This is a genomic window from Bradyrhizobium erythrophlei, assembly GCF_900129505.1.
Lineage (GTDB): Bacteria > Pseudomonadota > Alphaproteobacteria > Rhizobiales > Xanthobacteraceae > Bradyrhizobium > Bradyrhizobium erythrophlei_D.
The window spans coordinates 1412408-1426765 of record NZ_LT670818.1 but is presented as its reverse complement, the minus strand read 5'-3'; the positions used below and the strand labels follow the sequence as shown (position 1 = coordinate 1426765).

14 protein-coding genes are annotated in these 14358 nt (G+C 64.0%); 3 read left to right on the top strand and 11 right to left on the bottom strand.

The features are described 5' to 3' along the window. The first annotated feature begins 3 nt into the window (after positions 1-3). The 3 genes from nudC (at position 4) to B5525_RS06650 (ending at position 2577) form a co-directional block, all read left to right on the top strand. On the top strand, positions 4-954 hold the full coding sequence (gene nudC / locus B5525_RS06660) for an NAD(+) diphosphatase (protein ID WP_079565292.1): 951 nt from the start codon (positions 4-6) through the stop codon (positions 952-954). An 82-nt stretch (positions 955-1036) separates the two neighbouring features. Next, positions 1037-1981 (top strand): sugar kinase, encoded by a 945-nt coding sequence (locus tag B5525_RS06655; RefSeq protein ID WP_079573028.1) that lies wholly within the window; start codon positions 1037-1039, stop codon positions 1979-1981. Positions 1982-2073: 92 nt separating this feature from the next. Beyond that, a complete protein-coding gene (locus B5525_RS06650) occupies positions 2074-2577 on the top strand; it encodes an Lrp/AsnC family transcriptional regulator (RefSeq protein ID WP_079565291.1) in 504 nt (167 codons plus the stop codon). Positions 2578-2770: 193 nt separating this feature from the next. Here B5525_RS06650 and B5525_RS06645 read toward each other — a convergent pair whose 3' ends face one another. The 11 genes from B5525_RS06645 to yidC form a co-directional block, all read right to left on the bottom strand. Further along, a complete protein-coding gene (locus tag B5525_RS06645; protein WP_079565290.1) occupies positions 2771-4270 on the bottom strand; it encodes a phosphomannomutase/phosphoglucomutase in 1500 nt (499 codons plus the stop codon). Positions 4271-4536: 266 nt separating this feature from the next. Next, positions 4537-5055, bottom strand: a complete 519-nt coding sequence (locus B5525_RS06640; RefSeq protein WP_079565289.1) for a TIGR02281 family clan AA aspartic protease — start codon at positions 5053-5055, stop codon at positions 4537-4539. Between the two features lie 210 nt (positions 5056-5265). Next, entirely contained in the window at positions 5266-6432 is a 1167-nt protein-coding gene (gene dapE, locus B5525_RS06635) for a succinyl-diaminopimelate desuccinylase (RefSeq protein WP_079565288.1), read from the bottom strand. Next, positions 6425-7093: a DUF805 domain-containing protein gene (locus B5525_RS06630; RefSeq protein WP_079565287.1), complete on the bottom strand. Its 669-nt coding sequence runs from the start codon at positions 7091-7093 to the stop codon at positions 6425-6427. The genes dapE and B5525_RS06630 overlap by 8 nt, the downstream gene beginning before the upstream one ends. A gap of 70 nt (positions 7094-7163) precedes the next feature. Then, positions 7164-8009 (bottom strand): 2,3,4,5-tetrahydropyridine-2,6-dicarboxylate N-succinyltransferase, encoded by an 846-nt coding sequence (gene dapD / locus B5525_RS06625; RefSeq protein ID WP_079565286.1) that lies wholly within the window; start codon positions 8007-8009, stop codon positions 7164-7166. Positions 8010-8248: 239 nt separating this feature from the next. Next, complete coding sequence (locus B5525_RS06620) at positions 8249-8944, bottom strand: pyrimidine 5'-nucleotidase (RefSeq protein WP_079565285.1); 696 nt, start codon at positions 8942-8944, stop codon at positions 8249-8251. A gap of 204 nt (positions 8945-9148) precedes the next feature. After that, entirely contained in the window at positions 9149-10138 is a 990-nt protein-coding gene (locus B5525_RS06615; protein WP_079573026.1) for a DUF1036 domain-containing protein, read from the bottom strand. 164 nt (positions 10139-10302) lie between these two features. Continuing rightward, positions 10303-11199, bottom strand: a complete 897-nt coding sequence (gene argB, locus B5525_RS06610; RefSeq protein WP_079565284.1) for an acetylglutamate kinase — start codon at positions 11197-11199, stop codon at positions 10303-10305. A 78-nt stretch (positions 11200-11277) separates the two neighbouring features. Beyond that, on the bottom strand, positions 11278-11658 hold the full coding sequence (locus tag B5525_RS06605; protein ID WP_079565283.1) for a DUF423 domain-containing protein: 381 nt from the start codon (positions 11656-11658) through the stop codon (positions 11278-11280). Continuing rightward, on the bottom strand, positions 11658-12308 hold the full coding sequence (yihA, locus tag B5525_RS06600; protein ID WP_079573024.1) for a ribosome biogenesis GTP-binding protein YihA/YsxC: 651 nt from the start codon (positions 12306-12308) through the stop codon (positions 11658-11660). Before yihA ends, B5525_RS06605 begins: the two co-directional genes overlap by 1 nt. A gap of 164 nt (positions 12309-12472) precedes the next feature. Continuing rightward, positions 12473-14341, bottom strand: a complete 1869-nt coding sequence (yidC, locus tag B5525_RS06595; protein ID WP_079573022.1) for a membrane protein insertase YidC — start codon at positions 14339-14341, stop codon at positions 12473-12475. Positions 14342-14358 lie beyond the last annotated feature (17 nt).

Below are 14358 nucleotides of genomic sequence, written 5' to 3'. Positions count from 1 at the left end.
GACATGACAGCATTCGATTCGTTTCCGCTGGGGAAGCCGGCTTTCGTCACCCATATCCTCGATCGCGCCGCGCATCTGCGCAGCGACGATTCCAAATTGATGGCGCTGGAGGAGCGCCGCGACGCCCGCGCCTATGTGGTGCATCGCGACTCGCTGGTGATGAAGCAGGAGGCCGAAGGTCCCCACGCGCTTCTGACCATCGAGGAAGCGCTGAAATTCGGCGCCAATCCCGGCACGATCTTTCTGGGCTTGCGCGACAACGCCCCGTTGTTCGGCATGGGGATCTCGGCCGCCGCAGTGGAGAGCCTGCTGTCCCGCAACGATGTCAAGGCAAGCGAACTGCGCGGCATGGTGATGCAGGGCCTGGTGCCGGTCGAGCAGCTTTCGGCGATCGCGGTGGCGAAATCGATGGTGAACTGGCATCAGCGCCACGGCTATTGCGCCAATTGCGGAACCCGCACGGCGATGCGGGAAGGTGGCTGGAAGCGCGAATGTCCGAACTGCAAGGCCGAGCATTTTCCGCGCACCGACCCTGTCGTGATCATGCTGGTGACCTCGGGGGACAAGGTGCTGATGGGACGGCAGAAGCAGTTCCCGCCTGGAATGTATTCGTGCCTCGCCGGATTCGTCGAAGCCGCCGAAACCATCGAGGACGCGGTTCGACGCGAGATTTTCGAGGAGTCCGGAATTCGCTGCACCGACGTCAATTACTACATGACCCAGCCCTGGCCGTATCCGTCGTCCCTGATGATCGGCTGCACGGCGCGCGCCACCACCGACGATATCGTGGTCGACCGCTCCGAACTGGAGGATGCGCGCTGGTTCGACCGCGCGGAAGCCACCCTGATGCTCAAGCGGCAGCATCCCGACGGCCTGGCGGGGCCACATCCCTTCGCCATCGCCCATCATTTGCTTGGCCGCTGGGTGCATGGGGGCGAGGACGGGCGCGCATAGCGGGGAACTGGCTCATGACTCAGTCGATTAGTCCCGGAATTTGGTTCCGGGGGGAGGCGGAACCGGCATGACGGATTTCGACATGAATTTCCACACCGCCGCGCCGAAGATTCCGCCGCGCATTCTCTGCATCGGCATTCCCGTGCGCGACCTGACGTTTCGCGTCGGCGGCGTCCCCGGGCGCGGCTCCAAGGAGAATGCCACCCATTTCGACGAGATATGCGGCGGCAACGCGCTCAACGCGGCGATCGGAATTGTCCGCCTCGGCGGCCGCGCCTCGATCTGCGGCCCCATGGGCGACGTCCGCGAAACATCGACCCGCTTCATCTTCGAAAAACTCGCTCATGAAGGCATCGAGACCAAACACCTCATTCACATGCCGGGACTGGTGACGCCGATCTCGTCCGTCATGGTCGATCCCAGCGGCGAGCGCACCATCGTCACTTTCCGCGATCCGGAATTGTGGAAGGTGCACCTGCCTTTGACCGATGAACTGCTGGAGGATTGCGCCGCCATCCTCACCGAGAGCCGCTGCGCGGGATTCTGCACCGATTTATGCGCCGAGGCGCGCCGGCGCGGCATCCCCGTGGTGGTGGACGTCGACCGCGCGATGTCGCTGCGGGAAGGGTTGCTCACCGCCTCTTCCCATCTCGTGTTCTCCAGCGAGCCGCTGCAGGAAACCGCCGATGTTACCGACGACGGCCAGGCGCTGACGAAGATCGCGAAGCTGACGCCGTCGTTCCTGGCGGGGACGCGCGGGCCGAAAGGCACGATCTGGCTCGACGCGCAGGGCCATCTGCAGGAGACGCAGGCCTTCCCGGTCCATACCGTGGATACGCTCGGCGCCGGTGACGTCTTCCACGGCGCATTCACCCTTGCCATCACCGAAAGCCAGGACATTCCGACCGCCCTGCGGTTCGCCTCCGCCGCCGCCGCGCTGAAATGCACCCGCTTTGGGGGTGCCTTCGCCGCACCGCAACGTGCTGAAGTTGAAGAGCTTTTGAGCACTGGCCGGCCGGCCGCCTAGCCTGTCCAGATCCGGTCAGTAGGGGGCTTGCCTTAGAAGAATTTTCTATATATGAGGGTATTCAACCCGATAAATGGAACAAAGTTCTTCCCATGACCGACCTCGCCGTTCAGCTCCACGAGCCCAACCGCCGCCTTGACGCTATCGACCGCAAGATTCTGACGGTACTTCAGGAGGACGCCTCGCTCTCCGTCGCCGAGATCGGCGACCGGGTCGGGCTGTCCTCGACGCCGTGCTGGAAGCGGATCCAGCGGCTGGAGGCCGACGGCGTGATCCTGCGCCGGGTCGCGCTGGTCGACCAGAACAAGATCGGGCTCGGCATCACCGTCTTCGTCTCGGTCGAGAGTTCAGATCATTCCGAGGCCTGGCTGCGCAAATTCGCCGATGCGGTCAGCGCGATGCCCGAGGTGATGGAGTTCTACCGGATGGCGGGCGACGTCGACTACATGCTGCGCGTCGTGGTCGCGGACATGCAGAGCTTCGATGTGTTCTACAAGAAGCTGATCGGCGCGGTGCCGCTGAAGAACGTCACCTCGCGCTTCGCGATGGAGAAGATCAAGTCGGTCACGGCGTTGCCGATCCCGGCGGCGGCTTGAGGGGCGTCCAGACCGCGAAACAATCTCAGTTGTCATCATCCGAAAGCGGATGATCCAGTATTCCAGAGACGTTCGAGATATGCGGGCGGCCCCGGCGTACTGGATCGCCCGGTCAAGCCGGGCGATGACGACTGCCTATGTTGCGGCCGCCGCGACCGCGAAGCTCGACAACGTCGGGCTGGCGCCCGCGCCCTCAAATCTTCTGATTATATTCGCCGACTTCGGGATGGGTGCGCAGCACCACATTAATCGCCTCGAACATGTCGTGCATCCGCTGCTCGGCCACCGGGCTCTCGACCACCACTACCAGTTCCGGCTTGTTGGAGGACGCCCGCACCAGGCCCCAGCTGCCGTCCTCGACAGTGACGCGGACGCCGTTGACGGTGACGAGATCGCGGATGTTCTGTCCTGCGACCTTCTCGCCCTTGTTCTGCATCGCCTCGAAATGCTTCACCACGGCGTCGACGACGCCGTATTTGGTCTCGTCCGCGCAATGGGGCGACATGGTCGGCGACGACCAGGTCTTCGGCAGCGCGTCCTTCAGATCCGCCATCGATTTAGCCGGCGCGCGATCCAGCATCTCGCAGACCGCGATCGCCGAGATCAGGCCGTCGTCGTAGCCGCGGCCGAGCGGCTTGTTGAAGAAGAAGTGGCCGGATTTCTCAAAACCCGCCAGCGCGCCCAATTCGTGGGTGCGGCGCTTCATGTAGGAATGGCCGGTCTTCCAATAGGTGGTCCTGGCGCCCTGCTTTTGCAGCAGAGGGTCCGTCACGAACAGGCCGGTCGATTTCACGTCGACCACGAACTGCGCGTCCTTGTGGATCGCCGACATGTCCCGCGCCAGCATCACACCAACCTTGTCGGCAAAAATCTCCTCACCGGTATTGTCGACCACGCCGCAGCGGTCGCCGTCGCCGTCGAAGCCGAGGCCGACATCAGCCTTGTGCTCAAGCACCGCGTCGCGGATGGCGTGCAGCATTTCCATGTCTTCGGGATTGGGATTGTATTTCGGGAAGGTGTGATCGAGCTCGGTGTCGAGCGGGATCACCTCGCAGCCGATCGCCTCCATCACCTGCGGCGCGAACGCGCCCGCGGTGCCGTTGCCGCAGGCGACCACCACTTTCAGCTTCCGCTTCAGTTTGGGCCGCTTCGTCAAATCGGCGATGTAGCGCGCCGGAAAATTCTCGTGAAACTGGTAGGAGCCGCCGGCCTTGTTCTTGAAGTCGGCGTTGAGCACGATCTCCTTCAGCCGCGTCATCTCGTCGGGGCCGAACGTGAGCGGTCGGTTGGCGCCCATCTTGACGCCGGTCCAGCCATTGTCGTTGTGGGACGCCGTCACCATCGCGACGCAGGGCACGTCGAGTTCGAACTGCGCGAAATATGCCATCGGCGTCATGCACAGGCCGATATCGTGGACCCTGCAGCCCGCCGCCTGCAGCCCCGAGATCAGCGCGTATTTGATCGAGGCCGAATAGCCGCGGAAATCGTGCCCGGTGACGACCTCCTGCTTGACGCCGAGCTCGGCGATCAGCGCGCCCAGCCCCATGCCCAGCGCCTGGACCCCCATCAGGTTGATTTCCTTGCCGAACAGCCAGCGCGCGTCGTATTCGCGAAAACCCGTCGCCTTCACCATCGGCTCGGATTCATAGGCATAGGTATTGGGAACCAGCACGGCTTTCGGCTTCGGGAACATTCAAATGGCCTTGTCGTGAAATGGATGCGGATTGCGCCGCAGCAATAGCGAATGCGCAGACCCAACGGAAGGCGAAACGGCCGTTTTGTGCGGATTAGATTAATTGCGGCGGATGGGCTGTCACCACCGTCATCGTCCGCCAACGGGTCGGCGCGTAGCGCCGCCCGACGACAGGCTCCGGCGGACGATCCAGCATTCCGTGAGCGATCTTGATGCTTTATGACGGCCGCGGCCTACTGGATGCCCCGCCTTCGCGGGGCACGACGTTACTGCTCCAGCACCATCTGGCCATTGGCATATTCGAAGCGCTTCAGCCTCGACAGAAACGACAAGCCGAGCAGGTTTTCCGACAGCGCCTCGTCCGGCAGCACCATGGCATCGACATCGCGCACCACGAGGCCGCCGATATCGACCATGGCAATGCGCGTGCGCGCCGCCTTGATGGTGCCGTTGGCGGTGGCGACCGAGGCGTTGTAGTCGCCGCGCGAAGGGCGCAGCCCGAACCGCGCCGCGGAGCTTTCGTTCAGGGCCACGACGGAGGCGCCGGTATCGACCATAAAGCCGATGCGCTGGCCGTCGATCCGCCCTTCGGTGAGGAAATGGCCCCTGATGTCGCGGGGAATGCTGAGGCTGCGGGATCCCGCCTGGCCGACGGTCTCGGCGGAGGCCTTCAGTATGCTGGCATTGGCGAGCGCGGGCGTCGCCGGCGTCATCTTGTCGGCCATCTGCGCCATGACGGTGCCGAGAAAGGCCATCAAAGCCGCGAAGATCATAAGGTTACGCATGAAGCCACACCCGATCGGACCCCGCGAGTTCACCACGCCCGCCGCAAAACCGCGACGGCCTGCGGGCCGCGAAGGGTGCCATTTTGACGAAAAGGATGACCGAAGCGTTAACGGAAGCTTTTCCTGATCCCTCCCCTCGTGGGGCGCGCAAAGGGGAGGGATAGGGAAGAGATGCAGCTGCCCCGGTTGCCGGGTCGGATCGCCTTGTGGTTAGCCAAAATACCGATCGAGAATCCCGCGATAGATCCGCGTCAGCTTCTCCAGATCCGCGACCGGCGTGCGCTCGTCGATCTGGTGCATGGTCTGGCCGACCAGGCCGAACTCGATCACCGGGCAATAGCTGGCGATGAAGCGCGCGTCCGAGGTGCCGCCTGACGTGCTCAATTCCGGCTTTCGGCCGGTAACCTCTTCGATGGCTGAAACCGCAAGATCGGTGAAGGCGCCGGGTTTTGTCACGAACACGTTGGAGTTCGACGGCTCCCACACGATGCGGGCGCGGATCCGGTTGCCGGCCGCTTTGGCCAGCCGCTGCTCGACCAGTTCCCGCAGCGTCTCCTGGGTATGGAGATCGTTGAAGCGGATATTGAATTTGGCGCGCGCCTGGCCGGGGATCACATTACCAGCGGTATTGCCGACATCGACCGAGGTGAATTCGAGGTTGGAGGCCTGGAATTGCGCGCTGCCGTGATCGAGCGGCTCGTCGCTGAGCGCCACGATCAGCCGCGAAATATCCGGCACCGGGTTCGCGGCGCGATGTGGGTAGGCGACATGACCCTGCACGCCGTCGACATAGAGTGTGCCCGACTGCGAGCCGCGGCGGCCGATCTTGATGCAGTCGCCGAGCGTCTCGACATTGGAGGGCTCGCCGAGCACGCAATGGTCGAATTTCTCGCCGCGCGCCGCCGCCCATTGCAGCAGTTTGATGGTGCCGTTGACCGAGATATCTTCCTCGTCGCCGGTGATCAGGAATGAGATCGAGCCTTTGCCGTCCTTTCCCGGCTTGCCGCCATTGGCGGCCAGATAGTCGAGCACCGCCGCGACGCTGCAGGCGATGCCGCCCTTCATGTCGACGGCGCCGCGACCATAGAGAAAACCGTCCTTGACGTCGCCCGAGAACGCGCCCTGGCTCCAGGCGCTCTCGTCGCCCGGCGGCACCACGTCGGTATGCCCGGCAAAGGTGATGTGGGGGGCCGCGCTGCCGATGCGGGCATAGAGGTTGTCGATATCCGCGGTGCCGGGTTCGCCGAAGGTAACGCGGTGCACCGTAAAGGCGGCGGCTTTCAGGATAGTTTCGAGCACGGCGAGCGCGCCGGCGTCGGCCGGGGTTACCGAGGGGCAGCGGAGGAGATCGCGGGCGATGGAAAGGGCGTCATTCATGCCCCCGCTTAACATGAGCTCCCGGCGATGGGCCAGCACTGTGCGGAACAAATTCCACTTCGCTCTGCTGGTCCCAGCGCGGCGAGGCGCGCGGCTCACTGCGCGACCGGGTCTGGATCTTCGGCAGCGGGTCGGCGCCGAACCGGTTGGTCCACGGGCTGCCGCGCAGGCAGTACATTTCGACAAGGCCCCAGAGCGCAAGGAGGCCGACGACCAGCCCGAAAAACCCGGCAGTGTAGAAATCGCCAAGCCGATCGCCGAGTTGCTGGTAAAGGCCGGGAATGACGAAGAAGGGCACCATCCACCAGCCGCTCTTGTCGCGATCGTGCAGTCGCTTGATCGAGGTGGCCGCGTAGACCCACAAGAAAAGCAGCGTTCCCACCGCATGAAAAATTTGTGGCGCCAGGATCGTTGCCGACAGCCATTCTCCGTTGCGGAATTTGCCGGCCGCGGAGCGGAGCGATGAGGGATCGACCAGCTCGAATGTGTCGTCGATGCTGAAGCCGAATGTCCCGGGTGCCGCCCCGCTGATGATTTTGGTGGTTAGCGCCATCAGCCCGGCAAGAAACGCCATCCAGCAAACGATAATCAGCCCCGCCAGCCAGTATTTGGCGCGGTTGATGCGGCCCTCAAAGCGGAACAGATACCAGGTCCAGTCCATCGCAGCCTCCGGACGGCGGGAATAGCCCGCGGTCCGGATTGTTGGTCGCGACGGATGGATTTGGGTTCGATTAATCCCGCAACAGCTCGTTGATGCTGGTTTTGGCCCGGGTGCGCTCATCGACCCGCTTGACGATCACGGCGCAGGCGGTCGAGGGACCGGGCTGGCCGTTCCTCAGCGGTCTCGCGGGCAGGGTGCCGGGCACCACCACGGCATATTCCGGCACCTCGCCGATAAAGGTCTCGCCGGTATCGCGGTCGACGATCTTGGTCGAGGCGCCGAGGAACACGCCCATCGCCAGCACCGCGCCCTTGCGCACGATCACGCCCTCGGCGACTTCCGAGCGTGCGCCGATGAAGCAATCGTCCTCGACGATCACGGGCTCGGCCTGCAGCGGCTCCAGCACGCCGCCGATGCCGACGCCGCCGGAAATGTGCACGCGCTTGCCGATCTGGGCGCAGGAGCCGACCGTCGACCAGGTGTCGATCATGGTCGATTCATCGACATATGCGCCGAGATTGACGAAGGACGGCATCAAGACCACGTTTTTGGCGATGAAGGCCGAGCGGCGGACGATCGCGCCCGGCACCGCACGAAAGCCGGCGTCGCGAAACCGGTTCTCGCCCCAGCCCTCGAATTTTGACGGCACCTTGTCCCACCACGAGGCCTTGCCAGGGCCGCCTCCGATCGCGCTCATGTCGTTGAGCCGGAACGACAGCAGCACCGCTTTCTTCAGCCACTGATTGACCTTCCATTTGCCGCTGGCCTCGCGCTCGGCGACGCGCGCCTCGCCCTTGTCGAGCAGCTCGAGCGCATGATCGACGGCGTCGCGGACTTCACCCTTGGTCGCGGTCGAGATGCCGTCGCGGGCATCGAACGCGGCGTTGACGGTGGATTCGAGAGCGGACAGGGACATCGAGATTTCCTTGGGAACAGTGGGCAAGCGGTCGCGATTTGGGGGCTTTGTCGGGATTCGGCAGCAGAGAGTCAAGGCTCACTCTCTCGTCGTCCCTGCGTCCAGTTCGGTGTCATCACCCGCGAAAGCCGGTGAACCAGTATTCCGAGAAGCCAGAGTTCTGCTTCGGAGGCTGCGGCGTACTGGATGCCCCGCTTTCGCGGGGCATGACGGCCGGAGGGTGGCGGCGGACGGGTGAGCTACCCCTTCGCCAGCCCCTGCAAAAAGCCGGTCAGATCGTCGGTGACGTGATCGACATGAGCGGCATCCCGGCCTTCCAGCTCCCAGTCCTCGCGCACGACTTCCTTGGAGCCGTCGGGCACCACCAGCACCGTGGTCATGCCGAGCTGGTGCGGCACCACGAGGTTGCGCGCGAGGTCCTCGAACATCGCCGACCGCTTCGGGTTCACCGCGTGATCCCCCAGGAATTTCTGGTAGGTCTGCGGCGCCGGCTTCGGCTCCAGTTCGGCGGCGATGATGTCGAACACCGCCTCGAAATGGTCCCCGATGCCAAGCCGCTCCAGCACCTTGCCGGCGTGGTCGGTCGAGCCGTTGGTCAGGATCAGCTTGCGCCCGGGCAGCTTCGCGATCGCCGCGCCCATGGCGGGGTTCGGCTGCAGCGGCGAATGATCGATCTGGTGCACATAAGCGAGATAGTCGTCGGCGCGCACGCCGTGCTCGGTCATCATGCCGCGCATGGTGGTGCCGTAGCGGCGGTAGTAATCCTTCTGGATCGCTCGGGCTTCTTCCGCCGACACCTTGAGCCAGCGGCTGACGAATTCGCCGATCCGCGCGTCGACCTGCTGCCACAGATTGACATGATGCGGATACAGCGTGTTGTCGAGATCGAACACCCAGGTGTCGATATCGGTGAAGACGCGGGGTGATTTTAACATCGTCTCACCCCCTGTCATGCCCGCCAGCGGGTCTCGCCTTCGGCGAGCCCGACGACAGGCTCCGCCGGGCATCCAGTACGCCGCGGCCGTCGAGAGGATCACGATCGCCGCGGATTACTGGATCACCCGCCGGAGCCTGTCGTCCGGCCGACCAAAGGCCGGACCGGATGGCGGGTGATGACGGCAAAATGGGCGACATAACCTTCATAACGGCATCGCAAAGCGCAGCGTCTTGCCGCCGCTGCTCATATCAACCGCGGCAAAGCCGGTCACCGCGAGGCCGCGGCTGCCGCAGTCGCCCTGTTCGTTGATCTCGAACTTGCTCTCGCGGGTGCAAAGCTCTTTTGTGCCGCCCCAGTTCAGCGGCTTGTCCTTGATCTTGAGGGTGCGGTTGTCGGCATCGACGGCTTCGGCGAAACTGAAGATCTGCTTCGGCTGACCGGTGACGTCGGGATGCAGGCATTTGCCGGGATCGATCCGGTACCAGCCGCGGCTTACCACGGTCTTGCCGTCGTCTGTCGCCACCGCCGCCATGACCTTGTGCGGCGTGTCGTTGCACCAGGTCAGCCCGGTGGCGGACGGGGCCTGCACCGCCGCGACCATCATGGTGAAGAAATTCGGCGCCTGCGCGATGTCGACCGGCATCCCCCGGCTTTTCAGGAAGGCCGCCAATGCGGCTTGCGTCTTCGGACCGTCGACGCCGTCGATCGGGGCTGCATCGTAGCCGGCGATCACCAGCAGCCGTTGAATCCCGGCGAGCCTTGCCTGCTCGTCGTCATATTCGCTGTCTTCGGCGAGATAGGCCACCATGTTGCCGTCGTCCGCCTGGGTCGGCGTGATCTGGGTAAACGGCGCGGGCGTCTGCCCGGTGCGGCACTGGCGCGCCGCGGCAATGACGAAATCGCCGGGCGAGATGCACAGCGTGTCGTTGCCATTTTGCGGGATCGGCGAGGAGCCGTAAAGGCCGAGCGCACGTGCGCTCAACAGGATGCGGTCGGCGGTTAGCGGGCCCTGCATCACGACGCGGCACGCCGCCGGATCGATGCGAAACCAGCCGCGCGTCGCGGTGGCGGACTTGTCGTCGATGCCGATCGCGACCTCGACGACATAGCTCATGCGGTTGCAGAGTTTTAAATCGGCATAGGCCGGCTCGGCCGAGGCGAGGAACGAGGCGATCGCAGCGGGCAATGCGATGAGGACAGCTCTCAAGATGTACGATAGTAATCGCGTCATTCTCAGATCGTCATGCCCGGCCCTGTGCCGGGCATCCACGTCCTTCTTCCAACCCGCCGGCCATACGTGGATGGCCGGGACAAGCCCGGCCATGACGGCTGGGGACGAGCTGGTGGCTGCCATGGTCACTTGTGTATCAGCGTGCCGGTGCCCTGATTGGTGAACAATTCGAGCAGGACCGCGTGCTGCATCTTGCCGTCAATGATGACCACGCCCTGCACGCCCTGCTCGAGCGCGTAGATGCAGGTCTCGACCTTGGGAATCATGCCGCCGGAGATGGTGCCGTCGGCGATCAGCTTGCGGGCGTCCTTGATCGACAGTTCCGGGATCAGCTTTTTCGACTTGTCGAGCACGCCGGGAACGTCGGTCAAAAGCAGCAGCCGCTTTGCCTTCAGCGCGCCCGCGACGGCGCCGGCAAAGGTGTCGGCGTTGACGTTGAAAGTCTGTCCCGTTTTCGACGTCGCCAGCGGCGCCAGCACCGGGATCAGCTCATAGCCGATCAGCTGGTTCAACAGCGTCAGGTCGACCTTTTCGGGTTCGCCGACGAAGCCGAGGTCGATCACCTTCTCGATATGGGAATCCGGATCGACCATGGTGCGCGTCGCCTTCGACGCCATCACCATGTTGCCGTCCTTGCCGCACAGGCCGACCGCCTTGCCGCCCGCCTCGTTGATGTAGCCGACCAGCTGCTTGTTGATCGAACCCGCCAGCACCATCTCGACGATCTCGATGGTGGCGGCATCGGTGATGCGCAGGCCTGCGGCGAATTCCGACTGGATGCCGAGCCGCTTCAGCATGGTCGCGATCTGCGGGCCGCCGCCATGCACCACCACCGGGTTGATGGCGGTCTGTTCCAACAGCACGATGTCGCGGGCGAACGCTTTCGCGGTTTCCTCCGCGCCCATGGCGTGGCCGCCATACTTGATGACGATGGTTTCGTCGTCATACTGCTGCATGTGCGGCAGCGCCTCGGACAGGATGCGGGCCTGATCGAGCGGGCTGATGTTCGACACGTCGGTCATGAAGGGGTCTCGTGGTCTGCGGGGTCGGCGGTTTCTAGCTGATTGCCGGCCACGGCGCAAAGCTTGTCCGTTGCGAATTCAGGAGACCTGCCGTGGCCATGCCGCCGCAACCGCGAGCGCGAGCCAGCTTGCGATCAGGAGCGTGCCGCCCGTCGGCGCGGCCATCGGAAATAGGCTGTGCCCGGCATATTGCCGCAAGGTCAGGTCGGTCGCGAACAAGGCGGCCGCAATGACAAATCCCCAGGCGGCAACCATGCCGATCCGGGCATGGATGACGCCGCGCTCGATCAGCGCCACGGTTCCGATGACCGCGCAGGCGTGAAACAGCAGCATCGATGACGCCGACGCGAGCCGCGCCGCATCGGCCCCGTGCGCGGAGGCGGCGGCCAGGATGACGCCGTCGGCGCCCATGATGCCGGCAAGACCGATCAGAATGCGGGCGACGCGGGAGACTGCCATTAACTGCGCTCCCGGAGCAGGCGCACCATCGCGGCGCGCAGTTCCGGCATCCCGGCGCCGGTCCGCGAGGACGTCACCAGAACTTGCGGAAAGGCCGCGGGATGTTTTGCCAATGCCGCCGTGACGTCGGCGATGGTTTGCTCCAGTTCGCCTGCCTTCACCTGATCGGCCTTGGTCAGCACGACCTGATAGCTCACCGCCGATTTGTCGAGCGTGTTGAGCACGTCGAGGTCGACCTCCTTGAGGCCGTGGCGGGCGTCGATCAGCACATAGACCCGCGCCAGGCTGGCGCGGCCCTGCAGGAATTTGTGGATCAGCGCGGTCCACGACGCGACCTTGGCTTTCGGCGCCGAGGCATAGCCGTAACCGGGCATGTCGACCAGCCGGAAGCCGGCCTGGTCGGGGCCCTCGAAGAAGATCAGCTCCTGGGTGCGGCCGGGCGTATGCGAGGTCCGCGCCAGCGCGTTGCGCCCCGTCAGCGCGTTGATCAGGCTGGATTTGCCGACATTGGAACGGCCGGCAAAGGCGACCTCGACGCCGGCCATCGGCGGCAGCGTCTCGATCGAGGGCGAAGCCCAGATGAACTGCCAGTCGCCCGCGAACAGCTTTCGCCCGTCCTCGATCAGCTTCGCATCGGCGTCGGCGGTCATGCGAAGGTTTTCCATTCGGGGGGAGAGGTGCGCAGGCGCCTCATTGCAAGCCAACGGGTCGGCGCGAAGCGCCGCCCGATGACAGACTCGGCGAAGCAATCCATCTCATCGCGAAAAGGAAGAATGGATTGCTCCGCTTCGCTCCTCGCAATGACGAGAAAGCGTCACGTCTTCGATTCGACCTTCTCGACCTTCTTCGAGGCGAACGTCGCCCTGAGATTGTCGAACAGCTCCACCTTGACGCCGTTGCGGCGCATGATGAAGCTCTGCTGCAGCACCGACAGCGTGTTGTTCCAGGCCCAGTAGATCACGAGGCCCGCCGGGAAGCCCGCCAGCATGAAGGTGAAGATCAGCGGCATCCAGTCGAAGATCATCTTCTGGGTCGGATCCGGCGGCGTCGGATTGAGCTTCATCTGGAACCACATCGTGATGCCCATGATGATCGGCCAGATGCCGAGCGCGAGGTAGTGCCCGAACAGCGGCAGCTGGGTCGGGTCGAAATGCAGCAGGCCGAACAGCGTGAACAGATTGGTCGGGTCCGGCGACGACAGGTCCTTGATCCAGCCGAAGAACGGCGCGTGCCGCATCTCGATGGTGACGAACAGGACCTTGTAGAGCGAGAAGAACACCGGAATCTGCAAGGCGACGGGAAGACAACCGGCGATCGGGTTGATCTTCTCCTTCTTGTAGATTTCCATCATCTCCTGCTGCTGCTTCACCTTGTCGTCGGGATAGCGCTCCTTCAGCGCCGCCAGTTGCGGCTGCACCGACTTCATCTTGGCCATCGAGGCGTAGGACTTGTTGGCCAGCGGGAAGAACAACAGCTTCACCAGCACCGTCACCAACAGGATCGAGATGCCGAAATTGCCGACCAGGTGGAAGAACAGGTCGAGCGCCAAAAACATCGGCTTGGTGATGAAGTAGAACCAGCCCCAGTCGATCAACAGATCGAAATGGTTGAGCGAGAGCTCCTTGTTGTAGCCGGCGGGGCCAAAGGGAAAATTGATGCCGACCACGCCGGCTTCCTTGGCGCCGGCGAACAGCCGCGCATTGGCGCTGGCCGAGCCGCCGATCGCAATCGTCTGCGGATCCTGCAGATAGTCGGTCTGGTAGGTCCGGACCGTGCCGACCAGGTTGGACGAGAACTTCGCCTGCAGCTGCGCGTTGGTGTCGGGCAACAGCGCCGAGGCCCAGTATTTGTCGGTAATGCCGAGCCAGCCGTTGGTGACCTTGAAAGCGACCGACTTGGCGTCGTCGATTTTCTTGTAGGGGTATTCCTGCAGGCCCTGATCGCCGAGATAGCCGATCAGGCCTTCATGCAGGATGTAATAGCCGGCGACCTTCGGGGTGCCGTGCCGCGAGATCAGCGCGAACGGATACAGCGTGACCGGCGCATTGCCGACATTGCTGACGTCGTCCTTGATCGTGAACAGATAGCGGTCGTCGATCGAGATGGTGCGGCGGAAGGTGAGGCCTTCGCCATTGTCATATCGCAGCGTCACCGGGTGGGTGGGCGTCAGGCTGCCCACGCCGTCCTGCTCCCACTCGGTGTTCTGGTCGGGAATCCGCGCCGTCGAACCACTGGCGCCGACCCAGCCGAACTCGGCGTAATAGGGCTCGGCCGTGCCCGAGGGCGAGTACAGCACGATCGCGGGCGAGGCGGGATCGACGGTCTCGCGGAACTGCACCAGCGACAGATCGTCGATGCGGGCGCCCTTCAGCGAGATGCTGCCGGTCAGGCGCGGGGTTTCGATCTTGACGCGCGGGGATGCCGCGATCGCGGCATCGCGGCTGACGACTATGGTCGAGGCGGCCGGCTGCGCGGGAGCGTTGGCCCCCGGCGCCGGCGCCGCGCCGGTCTGCGGCGCGGTCGAGGGGGTCGCCGCCGGGGTTGCGGATTTGGCCAGTTCGCTCTGGGCCTGCTGCGTGGCGCGCTGCTTCTCCATCGCCGGGACGTTGTAGAAATATTGCCAGGCGATCAGCACGAGGCCCGACAGAATGACGGCGAGGATGGTGTTGCGATTATCGGTCATCATTCTGAGATCTCGTC

Bases quoted from the DNA above. Each gene is read 5' to 3' on its own strand.
- B5525_RS06640 (WP_079565289.1), bottom strand. From the start codon at position 5,055: ATGCGTAACCTTATGATCTTCGCGGCTTTGATGGCCTTTCTCGGCACC.
- B5525_RS06650 (WP_079565291.1), top strand. From the start codon at position 2,074: ATGACCGACCTCGCCGTTCAGCTCCACGAGCCCAACCGCCGCCTTGAC.
- B5525_RS06605 (WP_079565283.1), bottom strand. From the start codon at position 11,658: ATGGCAGTCTCCCGCGTCGCCCGCATTCTGATCGGTCTTGCCGGCATC.
- dapD (WP_079565286.1), bottom strand. From the start codon at position 8,009: ATGTCCCTGTCCGCTCTCGAATCCACCGTCAACGCCGCGTTCGATGCC.
- nudC (WP_079565292.1), top strand. From the start codon at position 4: ATGACAGCATTCGATTCGTTTCCGCTGGGGAAGCCGGCTTTCGTCACC.
- B5525_RS06630 (WP_079565287.1), bottom strand. From the start codon at position 7,093: ATGGACTGGACCTGGTATCTGTTCCGCTTTGAGGGCCGCATCAACCGC.
- argB (WP_079565284.1), bottom strand. From the start codon at position 11,199: ATGACCGACGTGTCGAACATCAGCCCGCTCGATCAGGCCCGCATCCTG.
- dapE (WP_079565288.1), bottom strand. From the start codon at position 6,432: ATGAATGACGCCCTTTCCATCGCCCGCGATCTCCTCCGCTGCCCCTCG.
- B5525_RS06620 (WP_079565285.1), bottom strand. From the start codon at position 8,944: ATGTTAAAATCACCCCGCGTCTTCACCGATATCGACACCTGGGTGTTC.
- B5525_RS06655 (WP_079573028.1), top strand. From the start codon at position 1,037: ATGAATTTCCACACCGCCGCGCCGAAGATTCCGCCGCGCATTCTCTGC.
- yihA (WP_079573024.1), bottom strand. From the start codon at position 12,308: ATGACCGCCGACGCCGATGCGAAGCTGATCGAGGACGGGCGAAAGCTG.
- yidC (WP_079573022.1), bottom strand. From the start codon at position 14,341: ATGACCGATAATCGCAACACCATCCTCGCCGTCATTCTGTCGGGCCTC.
- B5525_RS06645 (WP_079565290.1), bottom strand. From the start codon at position 4,270: ATGTTCCCGAAGCCGAAAGCCGTGCTGGTTCCCAATACCTATGCCTAT.